This is a genomic window from Flagellimonas baculiformis, assembly GCF_033441575.1.
GTDB lineage: Bacteria > Bacteroidota > Bacteroidia > Flavobacteriales > Flavobacteriaceae > Flagellimonas > Flagellimonas baculiformis.
In genome coordinates, this window is sequence record NZ_JAUZVW010000003.1 from 370,664 (window position 1) to 394,495 (window position 23,832).

The 23,832-nt window shown below is 43.6% G+C and carries 21 protein-coding genes and 1 pseudogene; 13 read left to right on the forward strand and 9 right to left on the reverse strand.

What is annotated here, in order from left to right; all coding sequences use genetic code 11:
• Nucleotides 1-26: 26 nt before the first annotated feature.
• From SD450_RS06595 to pdxA, 4 genes are all read right to left on the reverse strand, one after another.
• On the reverse strand, nucleotides 27-1,022 hold the full coding sequence (locus SD450_RS06595) for a beta-ketoacyl-ACP synthase III (RefSeq protein WP_318343837.1): 996 nt from the start codon (nucleotides 1,020-1,022) through the stop codon (nucleotides 27-29).
• 174 nt (nucleotides 1,023-1,196) lie between these two features.
• Nucleotides 1,197-1,397 carry a 50S ribosomal protein L32 gene (gene rpmF / locus SD450_RS06600; RefSeq protein WP_072876398.1) on the reverse strand — a complete coding sequence of 67 codons (201 nt, stop codon included), beginning with the start codon at nucleotides 1,395-1,397 and terminating at the stop codon, nucleotides 1,197-1,199.
• A 7-nt stretch (nucleotides 1,398-1,404) separates the two neighbouring features.
• On the reverse strand, nucleotides 1,405-1,938 hold the full coding sequence (locus SD450_RS06605) for a YceD family protein (RefSeq protein WP_318343838.1): 534 nt from the start codon (nucleotides 1,936-1,938) through the stop codon (nucleotides 1,405-1,407).
• A gap of 109 nt (nucleotides 1,939-2,047) precedes the next feature.
• Nucleotides 2,048-3,100, reverse strand: a complete 1,053-nt coding sequence (pdxA, locus tag SD450_RS06610) for a 4-hydroxythreonine-4-phosphate dehydrogenase PdxA (protein WP_318343839.1) — start codon at nucleotides 3,098-3,100, stop codon at nucleotides 2,048-2,050.
• 58 nt (nucleotides 3,101-3,158) lie between these two features.
• Here pdxA and SD450_RS06615 point away from each other — a divergent pair, with 58 nt between their 5' ends.
• The 4 genes from SD450_RS06615 to SD450_RS06630 all read left to right on the forward strand — a co-directional run bounded on the left by SD450_RS06615 (nucleotide 3,159) and on the right by SD450_RS06630 (nucleotide 7,229).
• Complete coding sequence (locus SD450_RS06615) at nucleotides 3,159-3,749, forward strand: riboflavin synthase (protein WP_318343840.1); 591 nt, start codon at nucleotides 3,159-3,161, stop codon at nucleotides 3,747-3,749.
• 229 nt (nucleotides 3,750-3,978) lie between these two features.
• A complete protein-coding gene (locus tag SD450_RS06620; protein ID WP_318343841.1) occupies nucleotides 3,979-4,734 on the forward strand; it encodes a sulfite exporter TauE/SafE family protein in 756 nt (251 codons plus the stop codon).
• Between the two features lie 227 nt (nucleotides 4,735-4,961).
• On the forward strand, nucleotides 4,962-6,626 hold the full coding sequence (locus tag SD450_RS06625; RefSeq protein ID WP_318343842.1) for a SulP family inorganic anion transporter: 1,665 nt from the start codon (nucleotides 4,962-4,964) through the stop codon (nucleotides 6,624-6,626).
• A 231-nt stretch (nucleotides 6,627-6,857) separates the two neighbouring features.
• Nucleotides 6,858-7,229 carry a hypothetical protein gene (locus tag SD450_RS06630; RefSeq protein ID WP_318343843.1) on the forward strand — a complete coding sequence of 124 codons (372 nt, stop codon included), beginning with the start codon at nucleotides 6,858-6,860 and terminating at the stop codon, nucleotides 7,227-7,229.
• Between the two features lie 188 nt (nucleotides 7,230-7,417).
• Here the strand turns inward: SD450_RS06630 and SD450_RS06635 are convergent, their stop codons facing one another.
• The 3 genes from SD450_RS06635 to SD450_RS06645 form a co-directional block, all read right to left on the reverse strand.
• Complete coding sequence (locus SD450_RS06635) at nucleotides 7,418-10,033, reverse strand: M14 family metallopeptidase (protein ID WP_318343844.1); 2,616 nt, start codon at nucleotides 10,031-10,033, stop codon at nucleotides 7,418-7,420.
• 163 nt (nucleotides 10,034-10,196) lie between these two features.
• Nucleotides 10,197-10,850 (reverse strand): gluconate 2-dehydrogenase subunit 3 family protein, encoded by a 654-nt coding sequence (locus tag SD450_RS06640; protein ID WP_318343845.1) that lies wholly within the window; start codon nucleotides 10,848-10,850, stop codon nucleotides 10,197-10,199.
• The gene (locus SD450_RS06645) at nucleotides 10,850-12,568 is read right to left on the reverse strand and encodes a GMC family oxidoreductase (protein WP_318343846.1); all 1,719 of its coding nucleotides are present in this window, start codon (nucleotides 12,566-12,568) and stop codon (nucleotides 10,850-10,852) included. The genes SD450_RS06640 and SD450_RS06645 overlap by 1 nt, the downstream gene beginning before the upstream one ends.
• 430 nt (nucleotides 12,569-12,998) lie before the next feature.
• Here SD450_RS06645 and SD450_RS06650 point away from each other — a divergent pair, with 430 nt between their 5' ends.
• Together SD450_RS06650 and SD450_RS06655 are read left to right on the forward strand one after the other, a co-directional pair.
• Nucleotides 12,999-14,237, forward strand: coding sequence for a site-specific integrase (locus SD450_RS06650; RefSeq protein ID WP_318343847.1), 1,239 nt, complete (start codon nucleotides 12,999-13,001; stop codon nucleotides 14,235-14,237).
• A gap of 16 nt (nucleotides 14,238-14,253) precedes the next feature.
• Nucleotides 14,254-15,432, forward strand: a complete 1,179-nt coding sequence (locus SD450_RS06655; protein WP_318343848.1) for a hypothetical protein — start codon at nucleotides 14,254-14,256, stop codon at nucleotides 15,430-15,432.
• 92 nt (nucleotides 15,433-15,524) lie between these two features.
• Here SD450_RS06655 and SD450_RS06660 read toward each other — a convergent pair whose 3' ends face one another.
• Nucleotides 15,525-17,093 carry an exodeoxyribonuclease X C-terminal domain-containing protein gene (locus SD450_RS06660; protein WP_318343849.1) on the reverse strand — a complete coding sequence of 523 codons (1,569 nt, stop codon included), beginning with the start codon at nucleotides 17,091-17,093 and terminating at the stop codon, nucleotides 15,525-15,527.
• Nucleotides 17,094-17,506: 413 nt separating this feature from the next.
• Between SD450_RS06660 and SD450_RS06665 the strand changes: the two genes are divergently transcribed.
• From SD450_RS06665 to SD450_RS06695, 7 genes are all read left to right on the forward strand, one after another.
• Nucleotides 17,507-17,809 (forward strand): helix-turn-helix domain-containing protein, encoded by a 303-nt coding sequence (locus tag SD450_RS06665; protein ID WP_119647448.1) that lies wholly within the window; start codon nucleotides 17,507-17,509, stop codon nucleotides 17,807-17,809.
• Between the two features lie 7 nt (nucleotides 17,810-17,816).
• Nucleotides 17,817-19,025 carry a primase-helicase family protein gene (locus SD450_RS06670; RefSeq protein ID WP_318343850.1) on the forward strand — a complete coding sequence of 403 codons (1,209 nt, stop codon included), beginning with the start codon at nucleotides 17,817-17,819 and terminating at the stop codon, nucleotides 19,023-19,025.
• Between the two features lie 205 nt (nucleotides 19,026-19,230).
• Nucleotides 19,231-20,133 (forward strand): CHC2 zinc finger domain-containing protein, encoded by a 903-nt coding sequence (locus SD450_RS06675; RefSeq protein WP_318343851.1) that lies wholly within the window; start codon nucleotides 19,231-19,233, stop codon nucleotides 20,131-20,133.
• Nucleotides 20,134-20,178: 45 nt separating this feature from the next.
• Complete coding sequence (gene mbpA / locus SD450_RS06680) at nucleotides 20,179-20,475, forward strand: mobilization protein MbpA (protein WP_108424065.1); 297 nt, start codon at nucleotides 20,179-20,181, stop codon at nucleotides 20,473-20,475.
• 5 nt (nucleotides 20,476-20,480) lie between these two features.
• A complete protein-coding gene (locus tag SD450_RS06685; RefSeq protein WP_318343852.1) occupies nucleotides 20,481-21,341 on the forward strand; it encodes a relaxase/mobilization nuclease domain-containing protein in 861 nt (286 codons plus the stop codon).
• 10 nt (nucleotides 21,342-21,351) lie between these two features.
• Nucleotides 21,352-21,807 carry a DUF6730 family protein gene (locus SD450_RS06690; protein WP_318343853.1) on the forward strand — a complete coding sequence of 152 codons (456 nt, stop codon included), beginning with the start codon at nucleotides 21,352-21,354 and terminating at the stop codon, nucleotides 21,805-21,807.
• 404 nt (nucleotides 21,808-22,211) lie between these two features.
• Nucleotides 22,212-23,519, forward strand: a complete 1,308-nt coding sequence (locus tag SD450_RS06695) for a tetratricopeptide repeat protein (protein ID WP_318343854.1) — start codon at nucleotides 22,212-22,214, stop codon at nucleotides 23,517-23,519.
• Nucleotides 23,520-23,602: 83 nt separating this feature from the next.
• On the opposite strand, the pseudogene SD450_RS06700 reads toward SD450_RS06695, so the two are convergent.
• Nucleotides 23,603-23,749: pseudogene (locus tag SD450_RS06700) on the reverse strand (transcriptional regulator); the annotation flags it as partial.
• Nucleotides 23,750-23,832 lie beyond the last annotated feature (83 nt).

Consider the following 23,832-nt stretch of genomic DNA (forward strand, 5'->3'; position numbering starts at 1 on the left):
GAATATGAATTTGTTAGTTGCGTGATTTATAAATTATAGGCCCATTTCAAATAAATGGATCCCCAAGTGAATCCTCCCCCAAAAGCTGCAAATATAAGGTTGTCCCCTTTTTTCAATTGCTTTTCGTAGTCATACAACAACAAGGGCAGTGTGGCCGATGTCGTGTTTCCATATCGGTCGATGTTAATCATGACCTTGCCGGGCTCCACACCCATCCTATTGGCCGTGGCATCGATGATCCTTTTATTGGCCTGGTGCGGCACCAACCATTGCACATCTTCATGGGTAAGGTTGTTGCGTTCCATGATTAATGCGGAAACATCGGCCATATTGGAAACAGCAAACTTGAAAACGGACTTGCCGTCCTGGTACACATAATGTTGTTTGTTTTTCACGGTTTCTTCGGAAGCGGGCAATATGGAGCCGCCTGCGTCTATCTTCAAAAACTGTCGTCCTATCCCATCCGAGCGAAGGTATTCGTCCTGAAGGCCCAGACCTTCCTCATTGGGTTCAAAAAGTGCTGCGCCCGCACCGTCCCCAAAAATGATACAGGTGGTACGGTCGGTATAGTCAATGATGGAGGACATTTTGTCCGCCCCGATTACCAATACTTTTTTATATCTGCCGGATTCGATATAGCTGGCCGCTGTTGACATTCCGTACAAAAAACTGGAGCAGGCCGCTTGCAGGTCGTAGGCGAAGGCGTTTACCGCACCTATCTCCGAGGCCACATATGCTGCCGTGGACGCTACGGGAAGGTCGGGTGTTGCCGTGGCCACCAGCACAAAATCAATCTCGGCCGCATCTATCCCTCTTTTTTGGAGCAGGTCTTCCGCTGCCTTGATGGCCATGAACGACGTGCCGGCATTCTCCTCTTTTAAGATTCTCCGCTCTTTGATTCCTGTTCTCGTAGTGATCCATTCATCGTTGGTATCTACCATGGTTTCCAACACTTTATTGGAAAGAACGAATTCTGGAACATATCCTCCTACAGCTGTGATCGCTGCTGTTGTTTTTTTCATTTTAGCCTCTCTTTTTTTGTCAAAAACAATGGTATTTGACCCAAAAGCGGTGAAAATTAGTCATTTTATATGACTTTCCCGTCAAAAACGCCCCGTTTTTGGTGTTAATAATGGACCATAAAAAAACTCCCGCTGTCGTGAAACGGGAGTTGGTTTATTTAGTGGAGTTTGCGATTAGGCCGCAGTTTCTTCCTCTGTTTTGTCGATCAATACCTGACCTCTGTAGTACAATTTGCCCTCATGCCAGTGAGCTCTGTGGTACAAGTGCATTTCACCTGTTACAGAATCTTTGGCGATGGTCGGTGCCACTGCTTTGTAGTGGGTTCTTCTCTTGTCCCTTCTGGTCTTCGATGTTTTTCTTTTAGGATGTGCCATTATAAACCTATTTGTCCGTTAGTAACTTTTTTAAATCGTCCCATCTGGGATCTGTTTTGTCCGTTTGTTCCTTTTTCTCTTTTGGCTGTAGCTCTTCGAGCTTTTCCAAGATGTCCGACTTCAACGTTCCGTCCGCAACACCGGGATGCACCCGTTTTTGTGGAACGGCCAACACCAACATTTCATATATATATTGTGCGATGTTGAATTGGTGTTCTCCGTGGGGTATGATCAGGATCTCATCGTCCTCATCATTGTATTCTTCCCCAAACTTGACCACGAGGTGCAGATCTGAACTGATGGGCTGGTCATAGGGCTCTCCCGTCAGGTCGCAATCCACATTCACCGTTCCCTTGGCCTTGATCTTGAGCTCCATCATGGTGTTCATCTTTTCCAAGATGGCTTTCACCTGGATTGAAGCTCCGTTAAACTCTTGATAGTCAAAAGATTCAAAGAACGCATTTTCAATCTCGTACACAAATTCATGTTTTCCCAGCTTCAGACCTGAAAAAGGGATATTAAACTCTTTCAGCTTCATCATTTCTACACTTAAGGTTTGTGTACCAGCCTCTAAAGGCGGGTGCAAAGATACTACTTATTTGCAAAACTGCAATTCCACAGCAAACAAATATCACTTCAGGGCCAACTTTTTAGCTTGCCCGTCGTGTCTTTTGCTTTTGCAATGGGTTTTTGGTCAATTCCAGATACTCGGTCCTGTTCCTGAATACCTGTATGGCGGTGAACACAGCCTCCTTGAACGAGCTCTCGTCTGCCTGTCCTTTTCCTGCAATTTCATAGGCGGTCCCATGGTCGGGCGATGTACGCACCTTATCAAGTCCTGCCGTGTAATTCACCCCTTTTCCAAAGGAAAGGGTCTTGAACGGGATCAGCCCCTGATCGTGGTACGCGGCCAAGATCGCATCAAAGTTCTTATGGGTGTTGGAGCCAAAAAAACTGTCCGCGGAATAAGGTCCATAGACCAACGTGCCTTTGTTGAACAGTTCTTGGATGGCCGGTTTCAGGATCTTATCGTCCTCCTCGCCAATGGTGCCATTGTCCCCGCTGTGCGGGTTGATGCCCAACAGCGCGATCTTGGGCCTTCGGATGCCAAAATCCATCTTTAGGGATTTTTCCATGGTCACCACTTTGTTGCGGATCAACTTTGGGGTTATGGCCTGCGCCACATCCTTCACTGCAATATGGTCCGTCAACAATCCCACGCGCAGCGAATCGGCCACCATGAACATCAGGCTTTCGCCTTTGAGCTCTTGGGCCAGAAAATCGGTATGGCCGGGAAACTTGAAGTCTTCTGCCTGTATGTTGTTCTTGTTGATGGGGGCCGTCACCAAAACATCAATGGCGTCTTCTTTCAGTGCTTGCACGGCGGCCCTCAACGATTTTATGGCATAGGCACCTCCTTCTTTGGTGGCTTGGCCATATTCAATCTGGGGGACTTCCTTCCACACGTTCACGATGTTGATCTTGCCCTCAACGGCCTGCGAGGCCTCCCTTACCCCGTTGAAGGTAAGGTCTATCCCCAAATCGTTCTTTTGCTGTGTTATGGTCTTGTTCGATGCGAAAATGACCGGGGTACAAAAATCCAACATCCTTGCATCCTCAAAGGTTTTCAACACCACTTCGCATCCAATTCCGTTGATGTCCCCAATGGAGATCCCCAACCGTATTTTTTGACTTTCTTCCATAAAATCATTGCCGTTATGGCTACTTTTGCATTACAAAACTAGTCAATTAATAAGACACATGTTCACAGGGATCATAGAGACTTTGGGGAAAGTGGAAAAGCTTGAAAAAGAAGGGGGCAATCTGCACCTCACCGTTTCTTCGGATATTACATCGGAACTGAAAATAGACCAGAGCGTATCGCACAATGGCGTTTGCCTGACCGTGGTTTCCTTAAACAACGACCAATACAAGGTGACTGCTATTGAAGAGACGCTGAACAAGACGAACCTGGACCAACTTAAGGTCGGGGATGAGGTGAATCTGGAGCGCGCCATGGTGCTCGGAGCGCGGTTGGATGGCCATATCGTCCAAGGCCATGTGGACCAGACGGCTGTGTGCACTTTCATTGCGCAGAAGGATGGCAGCTGGGTCTTCACCTTTGAATACAATCCCAAATTGAACAACGTCACCATTGAAAAAGGATCCATCACCGTGGATGGCGTGAGCCTGACCGTTGTGGATTCCCAAAAAGACCATTTCAGCGTGGCCATCATTCCTTATACATTTGAGCACACCCGGTTCCATACCTACAAAGTAGGTACTAAGGTGAACCTGGAGTTTGATGTAGTGGGCAAATATGTGGCGAGGCTTCTGGAACTTCGGAATTGATTGGGGGTTCTTTTCCCGATTCCATAACCTATTATTCCCAGATTGATCAGATGGGATTTCAGATAACTTGTTGTTCATTCTGATTGGAATAGGTCAGTTTGAGTGAAATTCCAGCGGAATTTTGTATCGAGAACAGGTCCTAGGCTCAAACTGACAGGTTCCGACCTAATTCACACCGGGTTATGGGTCATTTTTTTGGGTTACTTTTGTGAACGAGCAAAAATTCTGCATGTTTCTTCCCACTTTCACCGAAATTTCAGTTGCCGCATGGGTCATGGCCGCCACAGCCGTTTTTCTGATGGGCGTTTCCAAGGCGGGACTCAAGGGTATGTCCATCTTCAATGTGACCCTCATGGCCCTTGCCTTCGGATCTAGGGCTTCAACGGGTCTTTTTATCCCCTTGCTCATCGTGGGCGATATTTTTGCCGTGATCTATTACAATCGGCACACCCAATGGAAATACATCTTCAAGTTCATTCCCTGGATGATTGCGGGCATCCTCATCGGGGTGCTTATCGGAAAGGATTTGCCCGAACGGGAGTTCAAATGGGGCATGGTGGTGGTCATCTTTCTCAGCTTGGGCCTACTGTTGTGGTGGGAGAGGCGAAAATCTGAAAGTGTGCCCTCCCACTGGATGTTTGCGGGTTCCATGGGGATCTTGGCGGGCATTTGCACCATGATCGGAAACCTTGCAGGGGCCTTTACCAATATTTTCTTTTTGGCGATGCGCCTGCCCAAGAACGAATTTGTGGGCACCGCAGCCTGGTTGTTCTTCATCACCAACGTGTTCAAGTTGCCCTTCCATGTTTTTGTGTGGAACACCATTTCCGCGGAAAGTCTATTGATCAACCTAAAATTGCTCCCTGCCATTTTTGTTGGGCTTTTTCTAGGTGTTTTCCTCGTAAAAAAAATCAACGAAAAGAATTACAAGCGTTTTATTTTGGTGGTGACGGCAATCGGTGCCGTGGCGATTCTTTTTAGGTAATGGCCATTCGAAGGTCATTTACTTTGGGGTGCTTCGACCCTAAGGTATTCTGGTTGTAGCCCTATGATAGTCCAGTGGGCAGATAGGTTCCCAAAACATGAATTTATAACTATTACTTCAAAAAAGAATGCTTTGAGATTGGCATAAAAAAGGCCATGGCCTATGTTTGGTTGCAAAATTTGTTATTTTAGGAAAAAACGAACTTATTCAAAACCCTTTTCCAAATTATGGCAAAATTCTACGACACTAAATATTTAAAAGGAGACATTACAGGTGGGCTTGTGGCAGGAATCGTTGCGCTGCCGCTGGCATTGGCTTTTGGTGTGCAATCTGGTCTTGGAGCAATTTCGGGACTATATGGCGCAATCGCAATTGGTATCCTTGCCGCCTTGTTCGGTGGTACAAAAACCCAAGCCAGTGGACCTACAGGTCCCATGACCGTGGTTTCGGCAACCTTGGTGGCCAGTGCCATTGACTTGACAGGCAGTCTGGAAAGTGCAATGGGCATCATTATCTTAAGTTTTTTGGTAGGCGGCTTATTACAGATAATTTTCGGATTCATCAACATTGCCGGGTACATCAAATATTTTCCATATCCTGTAATTTCAGGTTTTATGAGCGGTGTGGGACTCATTATCATCATCTTGCAAATATTTCCGTTCGTTGGTTTGGATTCGGCAAAATCCACTATAAAGGTGATGTCGGATTTGCCCAGATTGTTCTCTGACTTTAATTGGCAGGCCTTGGTGTTGGGAGCAATGACGGTGATCATTTATTACGTATTTCCCAAAATCAATAAGACCATCCCCAGTGCGCTTGTGGCCCTGATTGCCGTTTCCATTTTTTCCTACTTTATAAATTGGGATGTTCCGATCATTGGCGAAATTCCATCGGGTCTGCCATCCCTGCAAATAGAGGGTCTTTTCAGCATTGACAGCGATGCCTATTTTATGGTTTTGGAATACGGACTGGTCTTGGCGGTTTTGGGTTCAATCGACTCGTTGCTGACCTCGGTAATTGCAGATAACATGACCAAGACCAAGCACAATAGCAATCGAGAGCTGATTGGCCAAGGTATTGGCAATATGGTCGCAGCCTTGATTGGCGGCATACCTGGCGCTGGGGCCACAAAGGGTACTGTCGTGAACATCAATAATGGAGGTAAAACCAGGCTTTCAGGAGCCTTGCACGGAACGTTTCTCTTAGCAGTTTTATTGGGATTGAGTTCACTCGCAGCCTATATTCCCTTGGCCGTGCTTGCAGGCATATTGATTCCCATTGGGTTTAAAATCATAGATACACGCGGTCTTAAGCACATCAAGGTAATGCCCAAGGCAGATTCTGTGGTATTGATCATTGTTTTGTTATGGACCACATTTGGCAGTTTGATCCAAGCCGTTGGCATTGGGGTAACCCTTGCAGCATTGTTGTTTATGAAACGTGCCAGCGATATTGGCGAAAAAGGAATGGAAGTGGGCACCCTTGCGGGTTTTTCTGGCGAAAGGCCATGGCTCGATGAGGAGAGTTTCTACGAGAGATTCAAGGACCAAGTATTTATCAAGCATTTAAATGGTCCGTTGTTTTTTGGTTTTACGTCCTACTTTCAGGATCAGGTAAAAAATATTGGTGAAAACATAAAAATACTGGTTATCCGAATGGATCGCGTACCACATATTGACCAGTCTGGTGTCTACGCTCTTGAAACCATTATTTTTGATTTATCCCAGAAAAACGTGAAGACCGTTTTAACCGGCCTGAGGGAACAACCTAAACAACTTATTGAAAGTATTGATATTATTCCCGATTTGGTTCCGGAAGAACAGGTTTTTCCAAAGGTCGAGGACAGCTTTTTGTGGATTGCGAGGGAACTGGAAGGACAAAACCACACTTAACTTGCCCAAGCATTGGTCTTTGAGAAAAATTACAAATGCCTGTTTTGATTGTAAATGCCATTGCAGCGATTGCGATTCTTTTTAGGTAAACGACCTATATTTTTCATAAAAACCGCTCTCCCATATGGCTCAATCCTTTCATCCGTCAAATGAAAAGGGGCATCCATCAATTTTGGGAAACAGTTCCGTTTCTTTTGGATTAGGTTTGGTGTATTATCAATACAATTTATTATGAATGGACATGAAAAGATTGTGAACATCGACCTCGAAATTCACAAAACCGCCAACACCAACGATTGGGAAAGATACGATGCAGCCTTGCCCATAATTTCACTTCGGCTTTTCCAGAACAACCTTGGTGCTTGGGGAGGTAGGGAAACCTATTTCGGCGAATCTGAGGATGGTTATGTCAAAACAAATTATTGGTTCGTGCTTGAGTCCGGCGTTGAAAAAGCTAAGGAACAGATTGAGGGAATCATCAAAAATTTCAACTTGGGCAGTTTTACAAGACTAATCATTGGCGATGCCGTTCCCTCTGAAAATGATTTTAAACAAGAACTGGAGGAAACCGAAAGTTTGGAGTGGGTTTGGGTAAGGGATTAAATCTACATTGCAAAAGCATCACGGGTTATTGGTTCTTCGAAAACAAAAAAGCCCATCAAGGTTGATGGGCTTTTATACAACTATTTACTGTTGTTTATTTTGAAGAAAAACTTGTTCTCGATACTCATTTTCTGCACGTTGCTACGAAAATGAACTCGAACTGACAAAATTCCACTGGAATTACCGTCTTATTCCGAAGCGCCTTCGTAAATCGCATTGAAGATGAGCTTGTATGTGCCGCGGGGCTGTGCCCTGAACTGCGGCCTGAAGGCAAACAGCACACAGGAACCCTTGCCGTATTTCGTTTTGACCAATGCAGGTTTTTTTGCAATGTACCTTTGTTCTCCCAAGGCCCATCCGCTCATGAGCAGGTCCTTGGCGGCATAGGTGGCAATCACCTCTACCTCGGGGGCCGGGGCATCCTTGATGTCCTCTTTCCCCCCCTCACCGGTCTTGCTTTGCTTGTCTATGGTGAATGACCTGCTCCTGTTAAAGGAAACGGCAACAGTGTCCTTCATGCCAAAAGCAATAGGGTGTGAGGTGTCTATCCCTGTTTTGATGAGCGATCCTGGAATGAAAAAATCCTTGCTGTCCGCACCTTCCGTCGCATCACTCAATGGCAGTCCGAACTGCTCGATGACGAAATTACTGGCTTCGTCAAAAGCAATCAAGGTACCACCATCCTTTACATATTTGCTGAGGGCCACGGAACCGTCCAGGCCAATTCCCCCAGTGAACTTTTCGGGCATGTCCAAAATACTGTTTCCGTGGAGTATGGATTTGGGTCGTTGGGAGGGCAAAATGATGGCGTCATATTTGGACAGATCCACGGTTTTGATGTCAGCATCGTGCAAAGTGTCCATGGCAAAGGCGTACTCGTCCATTACAAATCGTGTCCACCCCTCATCCATATTGGGCACCCACGATTTATAGAGTCCTACTTTGGGCAGATGGATCTTGGTTAGCTGGACTTCTGGTTTAGCGGCCAATCCGGTAAATTCCAGGCCGTATTCTTTGGCAAGGGACTCCACTAGGGCATCATCCCCGGAAACGACAAAAGACCCTGCTGGAAAAGTTGATTTCCCCGCCTTGAACTCGGTCATCGCCTTGAAGGCCGTTCCGCCAGCTTTCAAAATCTTGTTGGTAGCGGCCACCGAGGCGTTGGTGTTCACGCTAAGGGCATATCCGAAGGAACCGTTTTTGGCAGTATTTCCTTCGTAGTAACCCACCTGTGGGGTCGATACTTTTTCCGTTGGGGCCTTGAAGGTTTCCTTGATCTTGTCCACATCGACCCCCATCTGCATGGGCAAGGTCCATCCGGCCAAATCGTAAGGGGTATCCGGAGGGCCACCAGGATATTGGAAACGTGTCGGATAGTCCTGTTTTTCCATAAGGTCCAAAAGATAGGGCCTGAAGGCTTGGCCTGCATAGATCACATAGGTCCCCCTCTCATATTTTTTGCCGTTCACGGTAAAGTCCTTGGTCGCCTGTTCCACCTCAATGCCTCCGCGAAGGAGTACGTTTACCAAATTCACGGCCTCAAAGGAGTCCCATTGGTTCTTGTCGATGATATAGGCAAATGGGCCTTCGGTCTTGTTCTTTTCAATGGCCGATTTCCCCATTTTATAGATGTTGTGAAGGTAGTTCTCTTTTCTATCCGCAGCCAGGTCCAATGTGGCCCAAGTGGCCGTCAACATATAGTCCACGGCATCCCTGAAGTGCGACTCTCCGCCTTTCCATGGGTCTGGGTACATAATGTCCGTACCATCCGTGGGGGTTCCTCCGGCAACGGTCTTGGGCAATTTTTCGGGATCGTAAAACCTTGGAGTCGGTGTGGTATGTCCTGTTTCGGTAAGGATACCGATCATGTTGTGGTAATAGGGAACGGTTCGCCCGCCACCGTTCCAGAACATGGTGTAGAAGTTATCCGCAATGGCGCCGGGCATGTTTTCCAATGAAAAACGCTTGGTCATGGCCGAGCCCACCTCGCTTACTGCCGCAGTGACCGCTGGGTGTATCTTGGGGTTCACCGGATCGGCGTAGGGCGGTAGGGAAATCTTGGTCCAAGCAGGGGAAGATTGGTGGTGGTTGTACACAATCTGCGGGTACCATTCGTTGTAGAGAATTTTGGTGACGTTGTACGTTTCCGGCATGTTGTTCATGAACCAATCCCTGTTGTTGTCGTGCCCCATATAGTAATGGTAGAGTACCGGGGGACGTGAGGTTTCATAGGGCGTGCCCATGTTCTTTCGGTACCAGTCCACCACAATGTCCAGCCCATCGGGGTTCATTACGGGCATGAGCAGGGTGATCACATTTTCACGGATTTTCTTCATTTCCGCCGTTTCGGAAGTGGCCAAGGTGTAGGCCAGCTCGGACGTCATCTGCCCGTGTGCCAGTTCGGTGGAGTGCATCCCCCCATCGACCCAAACAATGGCCTTTCCCTCTTGTGACAGTTGCACGGCCTCTTGGTCACTCACCGTTGCCCGCGCCAATTTGGTGCTGATGTCCTTCCATTTGTCCAATTGGGCCAGATTGTTCTCCGAGGAAATGAACAGCAAATACATTTTTCGGCCCAGAACGGTTTCCCCCAATTCAATTTTCTTCACCCTATTGGATGCATTGTCCAATTGGGTCAGGTAATCTTCAATCTGGGCATAGTCCGCCAGTTTGTAATCGTCTCCCACCCTAAATCCATAGACATCTTTAGGGGATGGGACTTTCTGCGCCACGGCCAAAGAAGCACAGGCTAGAAAAAACACTGTGGCCAGCAGTGCTTTTGGTGTGTTGGTTTTTGAGATCATTTTTTGAATTAGTTTGAATTATGTTGAAAATTAAGGATTTCTGAGTAGGAAATTAAACAGTCGCAGCATGAACTTACCATCCCATTGCTTTTTTTGGGTTTGATGGGTTAAACACAAAGGGCCTCCCGAAATGGGAAGCCCTTTTAGTGTGGTATGATCAGGTCTATTCGGACCAAGTCTTTCCCCCCGTGAGTTCTTGCACATCTCCACAGGCAACATATTCCCCTGGGATGGGCAGGTAGGCCAGTACTTCTTCGCCGACCATCTCGGAGGATTTGTAAACCCATATGGACAAATCCCTAAGCTCGTTGGCGAAAGTGTAGCAAGCCACTTCTGGATCCAGGGTGGCCTCACCCCCCTGCTGTTTGGTCTGAAAATAGCCCATCACAGCCATCATGTGCGCTTCCTCTTCTTCATCGGTACGCTTCCTAAGATAGGTCGTCAGTACGGAATCGATATCCTCCGCCTCCAGGTCCGAGAGATTTTCCTTGCCAGAATTCTCCAGTACCTTATCGTAGAACATCTCCATCTTCATCATGGTGAAATCCCTTTGTTCCAAAGGCATCACCTCATTCAAGTAAGAATCGATAAAGGTATGCACGTTCACTTCGGTGGCCGATGGGGTATCGGTCTTCGGAAGGATAACGTCCACGGTCAGGGCCAAGGCCTGGCCCTGTTCCTTGCTCAGGAAGCTGGGGGTCCATTCGGCGTAGGACGGCTTGTCCTTACAGCTCTGGAGCAGGCTTAACAGTGTAGGGGTCGCCACGGCGTAGCCGAAGGCCATCCCCATGTTCTTGAGTGCTGATCTTCTTTCCATTAGATGTTTCCTTTTTTAAGTTCTTGGGCGGCATGATCGGCAGCCCTTGCGGTGAATGCCATGTAGGTGAGCGAAGGGTTCACACAACTGGCCGAGGTCATAAAGGCCCCATCGGTCACGTACACGTTCTTGCAGGTGTGTACCTGATTGTTCCCGTTGACCACGGAGGTCTTAGGGTCAAGGCCCATACGTGCCGTACCCATCTCGTGGATACCCAACCCGAGGGCCCCTGGGTTATCAAACGGTTGGACATCCCTCAACCCTGCTTTGGTAAGCATTTCAACGGCCTGTTCCTTCATATCTTCCCTCATCTTCCATTCGTTGTCCTTGAATTCGGCATCGAACGTGACGGTGGGAAGGCCCCATTGGTCTTTTTTGTCATAATCAAGGGTCATTCGGTTGTCCTCGTAAGGAAGTACCTCGCCGAAACCTCCCATTCCAAAGGTCCAACCACCGGCATTCAGCATGGCGTCCTTATACTCTTTGCCATGGGAAAGCTCTGCTACGGCTTCCTCCCAGTTGCCTCTTCCGGCACCGCCTTGGTAGCCATATCCGCGGATGAATTTGTCGGAATTGGAACCATCGCCCAAATTCCTGAACCTTGGGATATAGATGCCGTTCGGCTTTCTTCCCTTATAGTATTTGTCCTCGTAACCGTCGAACTTTCCACTGGCACCCACACCGAGGTGGTGGTCCATGATGTTTCTTCCCAATTGGTCCGAATCATTTCCAAGACCATTGGGGAACCTGTCGGATTTGGATTGCATCAAAATAGAGGTCGATGCTATCGCCGAGGCACAAAGGAAGATGACCTTGGCCTTGAACTCGAACTGCTCTTTGGTTTCCCTATCGATGACCTTCACACCCGTTGCCTTTTGGGTGTTCGGGTCGTAAATGACCTCGTGAACGATGCTGTCCGGTCTTAGGGTAAGATTTCCTGTTTTCTCCGCTGCGGGCAGGGTAGATGACAAACTGCTGAAATAGGCCCCGAAAGGACACCCTCGGATACAACGGTTCCTGTATTGGCAACGGACACGGCCGTCACCCTCAAATTTTTTATCACTGTTGATGTGTGCCGTACGCCCTGCAGTGACCACCCGGCCATCAAAATTTTCGGCCACTTTTTCGCGGAAATGCTGCTCCACGCAGTTGAGCTCCATCATAGGCTCAAAAATACCGTCCGGCAATTGGGGCAGTCCCAAGGCTTCCCCGGAAACACCGATATAGCTTTCCACCTTGTCATACCAAGGGGCAATATCTTTATAGCGCACGGGCCAGTCCACCGCAATACCATCATTTTTGTTGGCACTGAAGTCGATGTCGCTCCAGCGGTAACTTTGGCGGCCCCACATAATGGAGCGGCCTCCTACGTGATAACCCCGCTGCCAATCGAAACGCTTGGTTTCGTTATAGGGATGGTCCACATCATCCACGAACCAAAAGTTATGGGCGGAGTTGCCCAAATAGCCAGTCCGCAATTGTTTTTCCTGTCTGGCTTTTTGTTCTCTGGTCAATTGTCCGCGATGGGGAAGGTCCCAGGGGTCCAAATTGGCCGTGGGGTAGTCCTCACGGTGTTTTTTCATGGGGCCACGTTCCAAGACCAAGGTCTTGAGACCTTTTTCGCACAGTTCCTTGGCCGCCCAACCGCCGCTGATGCCCGTGCCCACCACGATGGCATCGTAGGATTCCTGTTCCTCGTTGAAATAAAATTTGCTCATTTAGTATATTCTTAGTTGGCTCAATTTAACAATTATTATGAATGCTTGGACGATGTTTCGCTGAACGACAACCCTTTATCCGCAACAATCAAAAAAGAAGGAGGCGAACAGAATGTATGAAAGCCTAGATAAAACTTGGGGTTTGCAGGGGATATAAATGTTGAAATCACGCTTTTGGCGCTTTTTGTTAAAATTAAAAACCCTTTCAAATCTTTGACTTGAAAGGGTTTTCCGTGGTCCCACCTGGAGTAATTTTTTTCTACACTATTTTATAATCGCCTAACATTCCGTATCTTATGCTATATAAGGGCTGGGAAGAATGAAGGTAAACCAATTTTAGCATTCAAATTGTATTTATTTGCCCCCTGTTTTGCCCCCCTTTTTATCCATTTTAATCTAAATGAATTCAAATCATATTAATCTGCATTAAATGCAACTAACGTTCTCGACCCGTAACGATAAGCAAAAAAAAGATGGAACTTTGCCCGTCAGGGCAACAATTACCTTTAAAGGGATAAGAATCAGAAAAAATATTACAGGGGTAAAAGTATTGCCACGACATTGGAAGAATCAAAGAATCAAACCCAATACACAAAAAGAAGATTACAACAACCATATCGAATTCAATCTTAAGCTCGATGAGTTTAGGGAAAAGGTATTTACCGTTTTTCGTTACTTCCATCTGAACAATATCCCTTTCAGCGCAGAATTGATAGAAGAGAAGCTAGATGATAGATCCTTCGGAGAAAATTCATTGGCTCCCAAATTTTTTGAAAGTTTCGATGAGTTCATTGAAACCAGCCGAACCATAAAAGCCCATGGCACCATAAAAAAATACAACACCGTCTCAGGGTTTCTAAAGGATTTTCAAAACGAGGTTTCCTACCAACTGCGTTTTGATAATATCAATATGGATTTCTATGAGAAATTTAGGGACTATTGTTTCAAGAATCGTAAAACCCTGAACAATTACTTCGGAAAACTGGTCTCTATCCTTAAGACCTTTATGAATTGGGCCTATGAGCGGGGTTATCACGATAATCTAGAGTTTAAAAAATTTCGAAGGACCGAAGACAGTATTGAGGTAATCTATCTGACGATGGATGAATTGATGGCTTTGTACCGATTCGATTTTAAATCCAAAAAATATGCTCAGATAAGGGACATTTATTGCTTTGGGTGCTTTACCGGGTTACGCTTTAGTGACATCATGAACCTTAAATCTTCAAATGTCTTTTCAGATCATTTGAAAATCACTATTGTAAAAACGAAGACCATTGACCAAAAAATCCCCTTGAACAAATATGCCTTAGAAATTTTAGAACGCTACAAGGGAACAATATATGAGCCTCTTCCCACTATTTCAAATCAGAAATTCAATGAGTATATAAAAGAGTGTTGTTCAAAAGCCAAAATAAATACCCAAATCACTATTACTAGATACATAGGGCAGAAACGAATCGATAAAACCATGGCCAAACATGACCTGATTACCAGCCACACGGCCAGAAAGACATTTGTTACCAATAGTTTGGTCCTTGGCATGAAGGAAATGGTGGTCAGAAACATTACTGGACACAAGGATGAAGCTTCCTTTAAACGCTATGTCGATATAGCCGAAGACTTTAAACAGAAGGAAATGGACAACACTTGGAATCTTGTGAAATAAGAAAACATTAAATGATATGACATCTTCCTATGACTATATTGCCCATAAAATACTTGCCAAGAACAAGTATACCTTGTTCTTGACCCTGCCGATAGTTTTTATAGCCCTATTGCTCTATTTGGGCATTTCGCTCTGGGAATTGGTAACTTTCCCCGGGGCCAATCTGGAAAAATTCATAGTGGCCTTCCTTTTCATAAGCTTTGGTTGGGTTCTTTTTATTTATTTCAGCGGTATCCTTAAAGCTCCAAAAGATTTTAATGTCGTCAAATACTCCAATTGTTCAATGTCCCTTTATCAAGCTTTGGACGAAACAGAAAAAAGGATGTTTCACAAATACCTGATCAAATCCATAAGGGAGAACGATATGGGCTTTGATAGCTTTATGTGCGCATTTGAAACTTACCCAAAAATCACAAGAACACTCATCCAAAATCTTTCCTCCAAAAAGTTCAAAATCCGGTTGTTATCGGAACTCACTTTTGAAAGACTAAACAGTGAAATCAAAAATCAAAAAAATAAATCACAATGGGTCCGTTCATTTTTCAGTTATAAGATTGCCGTGGAAAGAGCATTGGCCATAACGATGGAGAATGCGAGCGATGCTTCGGTTCTAAATTCCATGAATGAGATACACAAAGCGTTGGCTATAAACATCAATATTGGCAGCAATGGTGTAACCTTGGATGCCAAAGGTTTGAAGGCAATGTTAATCGATATAAATCAAAATGTCACTTCTGTTAATCTGGAAAATAGGATTATCCTGAACGGTAGAATCACCCAAAAGCAGTTTGCCCTTGTTCTTGATTCTTATTGTAAAAGATACTTACCAAATTTAAACGCCAAAAAATTTACGGCCTGTTATACTGGATTTTCAGATTACTACCCTTGCAAATATAATTTGAGGAATATCTTTCATCCTTACTATACCGAATTGTCCCAAGATGAAGTTTTAACCTTCATTGCCTTACTAAGGTACTTGATTATCAAAGGCGTTATCATAAGTTCTACAACAGAGAATTCACACCACAAATTGACTAGAATCTTGGAAATATTCACTGAAAGTAATGGATTTTCCCGGCAAACATGGAGAAAGAACTTTTCGGAAGAGTATCAATTTAAAAGAACATTGCCCAAAAATGTGCAAATAGAGGTCAACTCTTCCATCAATAGGCTCCTCCCTCCCTTAAAAAGTTAAATAAAAACTTGTGTGATGTTTTCAGTTTTAATTTCAGCATCATTCAACGCCTGATGCTTGATAAAACGATCAACCCCCACCTCTTAATAAAACTAGACTCTGTCCCAAAATTCTGGTGATTGTTGATCCATGTCTAAAGAATCATTGTAGAAATCACTTGTGTTGTTAATGTTAAAATCACCGTCATGGTCAACATTGTGTTCCTCCCAATAATTATCAGGTTTCCGATTATAGTAAAACTGGGACTTTAATAAATTGTTCAAAACTGCTTCTTCGAGTAAAGAATTGTTTTCATTAATGCTTGCAAACAATCGTATCAAGGTTTTATTATACAGGAAAAAATGGTCCAAATTGATAATACACCAGAGGATATATTCAGCATCCTTGTATATTATTTCCTCTAATATTTCTCCTTTATATTTCCCGAATTTTATTAAATCATCTTCATAGTACTCTTTAATATTTTTTACACTTCTATATTCTTGGGTGTAAAAAGAAAGTTTAGGGTCGTATTTAGTAGATGACGCCAATTCCATAAGCTCCTCTAATCTCTTATAAATAGGATGTATTGTGTCAATCTGAATTTCTCCATGCTTTAATTTAACTTTAGCAGACAGGTATTTTCTGATATGAGATTTCTCAATTTCAGAAATCACTTGTTCATACCATTCTATTGATTTTTTATAATCCTTTAAATCATAAAAATCGCTGGCCTTTTGGAGTTTTCTCGCTATTTCTATTTTATTTATTCTTTTTATTTGATTTCTGGCATATTCTGACTCCTCAATCTTAGAAGAGGAAACAATTTCATACATGTGTAGCGATTCTTTAATTTCTCCCATATGCTCTAGGATTTCAGCTATCAAAAGATTAAACAACCTTTCTGAAGGAAAGAGATTTAACCCTTTTTTTGAGTATTTTAAGGCTGCTTTATAATCCTGGAGACCTATCAGTATTTTAGAATAATAATAATATGACCACTTATCATTAAATCTTGAAATCGCAAGTTGGGCATATTCTTTTGCTCGTTCATACTCCCTGGTCCATAGATATATTCTATAAATGTATCTATAGGCATGGGGAAAATTATTGTTTAAATCAATTGCTGCTAAAAAGCTATGAATTGCCTCATTAAATTTATTGCAATTGCCTTGTGCTTGCCCCAAAGCAAAATAATTATTAGCGCTTGGGTTCATATTCACTGCCTTATGAGCATACTCTAAACAAGACTGCTTGTTCAATTTAGATTTGCTTTTGAACTCTGCTTTAGATGCTAAAGAATAACACAAATCATCATTATCCTTTAAATCTATTGCCTTTTTTAAATGATAAATAGCTGAAGTTTTATCCTCGTTCGCTCTAAACAAAACAATCTTTGGAGCAGGTTCATATATGTCCGAATACAATTTTAAAAATCCACAAGCAAGATTGTATTCGAAACTATTCCCGTCAAAAAATAGAGAATTAATTATTTTTAGATGTTTTTCTAGAGTTTCCTGGTGTCCTTCTATAAAACAGTCACAAGATATTTTCTTAAAAAGTAAGCGTATATTAAACAAGTAGGTTTCCAAATCTCCCTTGTTTATAGCTATATCTGCCTCGGCCAGTATTTGATTCATTATTTTTTCCACCCTTGGAACTTCCATTTGTCTATCAATCAATTAAGGTATAAAATAATTTTGTTGCATTATGCCAATTAAAGCTCCCTAGCCCTTCAAATAATTAATGTATCATGATAAAAATGACCGTCAAAATCTCCACAGTATGGTTCAGTCCAAATTGACAAGAATATTTGGAAATTTTCACCGAAGCCAACGGATTTTCTCAGGAAACCAGGAGGTAACTTTTACTGTAGGGTGTCAATTTAAAAGAACATTACCCAAAAATGTTCAAATAGTGGTCAACTCTTCCATCAATAGTCCCCACTCTCCCCTACAAACGTAAATCAAAACTTATATGGCTGATTTTCAATACACAAAAACCGCTTACCCGGTTCATCAGGCAATCTGATTTAGCCTAATGTTACACCTAGTTTAGCCGATGAATTGATTGTTTCATTAAAATCTTCTAAACTATGTCAAATCCCATTCTATACGGCTTTACAAAAAAAGACCTTGAAAACACCATCGAATTGGTAATCAAAAGGCTCCAAAGAACAAACCTCGCCAATGAATCGGTGATCCATTCAGAGGAGGACCGTCTAACCCAAAAGGAAGCTGCTAAATTCTTGGGGCGATCTGAACAGTGCCTTATCAAATGGAAGAAAAAGAATTTGATTCCCTATTACCAAATTGGGAATTCAATTTTCTATTCCAAAAAGGAACTGTTGGAATGCGCGAGAAAAAATGGAAAGTTCCGACGTGTATCAACAAAATGAGAGAGCCATGTCGAAAAATATCCCATATGTCCGCATTGGCACGTCTTTCTATAAAATCGTGAAGTATCCCACCATATCCGGACATTTCAACGAGCAGTTGGTGCCATGGAACGAGCACATCATCAAGCAGGACCATGGCAAGGACTATTTGGGAAAGGTGCCCAAATATGACGGGTTCGCCTGTATTCCCTGTCATGTAGATTTCAAAAAGGAGCACCATGGTTTCTACAATACCTATTCCCCTTTAACGCACGAACCGAAAGAGGGAACCATAAAAAGGACACAGGCCTTTTTGAGGCATATCTTCGGAAACCAGCTGGAATTGGGACTGGACTATTTGAAGCTTCTTTACCAAAGACCAGTGCAGGTGCTCCCCATCCTCTGTCTGGTCTCCACCGAAAGGAACACTGGGAAAAGCACATTTCTCAAATGGTTAAAGGAAATCTTCGGAAACAACCTGACCTATCTGACCAATGACAGCTTTGCAAGCCAGTTCAATGCGGACTGGGCCAACAAGCTGCTGATATGCGTTGACGAGGTACTGTTCAACAAAGAGGAGCTTACTGAGCGCATCAAATACCTGAGCACCACCAACCGGAACAAACTGGAGGCCAAGGGCAAGGATAAACGGGAAGTGGAGTTTTTCGGCAAGTTCATCCTTTGCAGTAACAACGAGGACAGTTTTATCAAGATCGATGCCCATGAAACGAGATTCTGGGTACGGAAGATCCCATCCCTTAAAAAAGAGGACACCGATTTCTTGGACCAGTTGGCCCAGGAAGTGCCCGCTTTTTTGCATTTCCTTTCAAAAAGGGAGTTTAGTTCAAAGCAAAGAACACGGATGTGGTTCACGCCAAAACAGGTCCATACACCAGCGTTGAAGAAACTGGTGAACAATAACCGGAACAGGGTGGAGAAGGAACTGGCCAGCCTATTGCTCAGTGCCATGGAAAAGTTCGAGATGGACTCGGTTGACCTTTGTCCCATCGATGCCCTGCACATGCTCAACCGCACAAGGGTCAAGACCGACCTTACCCAATTGAGACGGTTGCTGAAAAAGGATTGGAAACTGGACAACCAGCCCAATTCCAACAAGTACCAAAAGATCACCATCTGGAACACCGGCGAGATAAACACCGAGGACGCCAAGGGAAGGTACTTTACCATAAAAAAGAAATTTTTGGTCCAAAATTTTGATGATTTGATGACAGATTGATATAAGCCCAGTGTTCATAAGGGTTTGGGCTGTCATCACTTTGTCATCATTCTGTCATCAAAATAAAAAATGATGACAGGTACCATGAAGAAAAAAACAAAAGTGATGAAACGATGACAAAATGATGACGGGGAAACGACCAGTATTTATGGGGTCTCCCAGAGGTTTGTCATCAAATCATCAAAAATCGATTAAAAACAGAACCATGAGAGAAAAAAGAATGGACTGCGAAAAAGCCCGCAACATTGACATTGTATCCACGCTGGCCAAGTCGGGGCACTTTCCAGTCCGGAAAACGGAAAAAGAAGCTTGGTTCCTCAGCCCGTTCCGGACCGAGACCCAAGCCTCTTTCAAAGTATCATTGAAGAAAAACTACTGGATAGACTTCGGGACCTTCGAAGGGGGCAGTACCATAGACCTGGTAATGAAAATGGAGAACTGTTCGATAAAGGAGGCATTGGAACGATTGTCCGGGAACATGGACCATTTTTCTTTTCATCGGCGGCCGATTCCAACCAAAACGGAACATAGCACCAATCCGATTGAAATCATTGAGGAAAAAGAAATCGAGCACAGGGCCCTGCAGACCTATCTGCGGTCCAGAAAGATATCGACCAAGACCGCAAGAAAACTTTGCAAGGAAATCCATTATCGAATAGGTGGCCGGAAATATTTTGCCATAGGACTCCAGAACAGGTCGGGAGGCTGGGAACTGAGGAACAGATATTGGAAAGGGTCCACATCGCCAAAGGATGTTTCGATGATAGAGAGCAGCTTCAAGAAATTGGCCATTACCGAAGGCATGTTCGATATGCTCACCCTATTGGAACTAATGCCAGAAATCGGGAACGGCCATGAACTTTTGATATTGAACACCACGGCCTTTGTAAAAAGGATGATCACCGAAATAGTGGAATACGAGGATGTAAAGCTATTTCTAGATAGGGATGGAACAGGATTGGGAATGACGGAACTGTTATTGGAAAAGTGTCCGAACAGCAGGGATTTGTCCTCTCTCTATGAAGGTTTCAAGGATATGAACGAATGGATGGTAAAAAGCTCTGAAGATGAAGTCCGGCAACGAATTCAAGATGTGTCATTGTCATGACAAATCTTGCTTTTACTCCCGAAGGTCGCAAAAGATGATGCGAAAATGAAGAAAGAGTTCGTCCAGTTCCGGTGCTCGGTCTACGAGAAGAAACTGCTGAAGGTCAAGGCCCGGAAGAGTGGTCTTTCCATCAGTGAGTACTGTCGACGTGCCGCCTTCGAAGACCGGATCGTGGAGCGGATGACGGACGAACAGATCGAGGCCTATAAGCTATTGGTCAAATACCAGCGAAACTTTAAACTGATCACCAACATGTTCCGGAAGCGGAACCCAAAGTTGGCAGAGGAAACTGCCCAACTGGCCAAGGAGATACGGCAACACCTTTTAAATTTCAAGAAATGATAGGAATGGGAAAATCCATATCGCATACAGCTGCTTCCATGAGCTACGGGATGAATGAGGAGAAGGAAGCCGAGATCATCCACAGCCAATATCTAGCTGGGGAGACCCCAAGGGAGATCACCGAGGAGTTCAGGATCATCCAAGAGCAGAACGAACTATGCAGGAAGAATACGCTGAGCTTTGTGCTGAGTCCCACAATTGAGGACGGCAAAAAATTGGAAAGCGAACAGCTCAAGGAAATGACCGAACGGTTCCTCAAGGAAATGAAGCTGAGGGAACATCAGGCCGTTGCATTTGTCCATAGGGACAAGGAGCATCTACATGTCCACCTGTATGCCAACCGTATAAGTTTTGAGGGCAAGGCCTACAATGACAGTTTCATCGGAAAGCGAAGCCAACAGATGGCCGAGCGGGTGGCCAGACAGATGGAACTTACCACGGTAAGGGAGGCACAGCAGGAAAAACTGTACCGGATGCAGGAGTTCCGATCTGAAATACAGCGGATCCATGAAAAGGTCATGGCCCAGGAACGGCCAAGGGATTTTGACCATTACATCAAATCCATGGAGCAGAACAATGTAAAGGTCATCCCGAGCATCAATAGGCAGAACCAGTTACAGGGCTTCCGTTTTGAGTACAAGGGAACCAACCTAAAGGGAAGCGAGGTCCACCGTTCCATGTCCATGGGAAGGATAGCGGGCCAAATGAACTTTGAAAAGGAAAGGGCACAGCGAATTGCCAAGGACAAGAGCATGGAACTTTTGGGTAGGACAGTGAATGTCCCAACAAGTCTAACCAAGACCATCATAAAGAAGACCATCAAGCTGGCCATAAAAGTGGTCAGGGACACTGGAATAGGAATCTAAACAGAATATCATGGCAAAACTGGATGAAATAGCGGAACTGTTGACCGAGGAGATCAACGGGTTTGAGAAGAGCATTGGCCGTTTGGAAAAGGTGCACGAAAACATCCGGAACCTTCCATTGAGGCCGGATACCACTGAGATCAATGCACTTTTAAAGGATTACAGTAACAATCAAAAGAAGACCATTGAGGAACAGCAAAAATTGATGCAAAGGATCCTTGGCAAAGTGGAGAAATCAATTCAATTGCCCAGTTGGGCCATAAAACTGTCCTGGGGATTGTTGGTCTGTATTCTATTGGTTCTTGGTTTTTCAATCTATCAGGTATCAAGGATATCCAAGAAAGAAGAGGCAGCATTTATCAAAGGATGGGACAGTGCCATGGGACATTATGGGACATTCCTTGATGAGAGCCCGCAGGCAAAGGAACTGTACCAAAAATGGCTGGAGGAAAATGGCAAAAAGTAGGACAGCGCCCTATCCTATTTTTGTTCAACGCTTATCTTCCCGAACGCTACAAAAATAGTCCAGGATCCATGCGCTGAAGTTAGAGGTAAGTATTTGGGACTCTTGTAACTCTCTAGCCACGGTCTGCTTCATAATGAATCAGCAACTAAGATTAACCATCCTTATTCTAAATATTTGATTTTTAGCAAACTAAAAAACACTATATTAGTATTACCACATATATTAATACCAAACCAAAACCAATGAATTTCACTAAAGCTTTTATACTAACCACCATTTTTTTTGTTAATAGTCCAATTAGTGCACAAGAGATCAAAATGTGCGCATATAGAGAATACTTGACAGAGAGTCAAATAAAATTGGCTTGTAATAGCAATAGTTATATGTCCAATCAACAGGCAGAAATGGCTGTAGATAAGATACTCAGCAATGTAGGGCTATTCAGAAACTTCATTATAAAAGAATGCCCCAATATAGAGAATGCAATAGCAGCGACAGTAATGTCTTCACTTGGTAGTTTGGAGAGATACATTATTTATGATAAAGCATTTTTACAAAGGGTTATTGGTGCCACAAATAGTGATTGGAGTGCAACAAGTATTTTAGCTCATGAAATTGGTCATCATTTGAATGGCCATACCTTAATTTCCGGTATTGACAATCATGATTCCGAGCTACAGGCCGATGAATTCTCAGGGTTTGTGTTGGCTAAAATGGGAGCCACATTGGATGAAAGTCTTAGGGCAATGAATAAATTAGGCAGTGAATATTCTTCAAGCTCTCACCCAAGTAAATCGAAAAGAATCAAAGCAATTAGCGATGGATGGAAAAAAGCCAATGGTGGTAAAATTGAAGTTGATTATGAAGATGGTATAGAACTATATCTTTATAATGAAACCTTAATGGCAGAATATGTCAATAAAGCTGTTGACGAGAATAAGCGAGGAAATTATGAATACGCGGCAGGGCTTTTGGTTAAAGCATTTCAGTTTTCAGCAGGGCTTGAAAAAATCTATTTATATTATGCTGCTTCAAGTTATGTGAATGCTGGCAATTACGAAAAGGCCCTTAAATATTACCTATTATTATTGAAGAATGGGATTGTAACATTGGAAAAACAACAACAGAATGAGATTTATAAGAATATTGCATTAATTTACCAACAGCTTGGTGAAACAGACAAAGCTATTGCATCATATGATGAGGCAATATTGGCTAACCCAAGAGATGTGAACCTCATTTTAGGAAAAGCTAACCTTTATTACTCTTTGGGTGATAAGGACAAGTTTAAACAATTAATGAAAAAAGCTTCTGGAATTGATTCCAACAATCCAGACCTTGCATACAATATTGGAGTAATAAATTCAGAACAAGGAAATTATCAGGAAGCAAAAGACGCATACAAAAAGGCAATTAGAATTGCCCCTGATTACATCAATGCTTACCTTAACCTATCCACAGTTTATGTTAATCAGGGTAATTTATTGGTTGACGAAATGAACAAGCTCGGCAATTCAAAAGCAGACATTGCTCAATATGACGAATTTAAAACCCAAAAAGATGCTTTCTTCAAACTAGGAGCAAAAGTTTTGGAGGATTGTCTGATAGCCAATCCCAATAATTCAAGTAGGCATAATGTAATTACCCAGTTAAAATATATATATGGTGCATTGGGAGACAAAAAAAACTACGACAGAGTAAAAAAAATGTAACGGAAGAAAAAGGCCAACATTAAAAACAACCATATTCAAAACAGCCTCGTCCAATATTGTTTTACAAAATCGAAATAGAACAACTAATTTTTGTCATTGAGTTTTTCTAAGTAAACAACTTTGTCTTTTTCAGCTTGAACAAGACGCTCGTAAAGTTTTTTATTCTCCTCGTAAGCTTCAATAAGTTTATCTAAGGGATTGAAAGTGCAGTTATAGTTTAGTGAAGATGAATTATCTGTACTAGCCACTACTTAACCTGACAGTTGTGGTTAATCTGACACTTGAAAAGAACCTTTAAGCTCATTGTGATCGA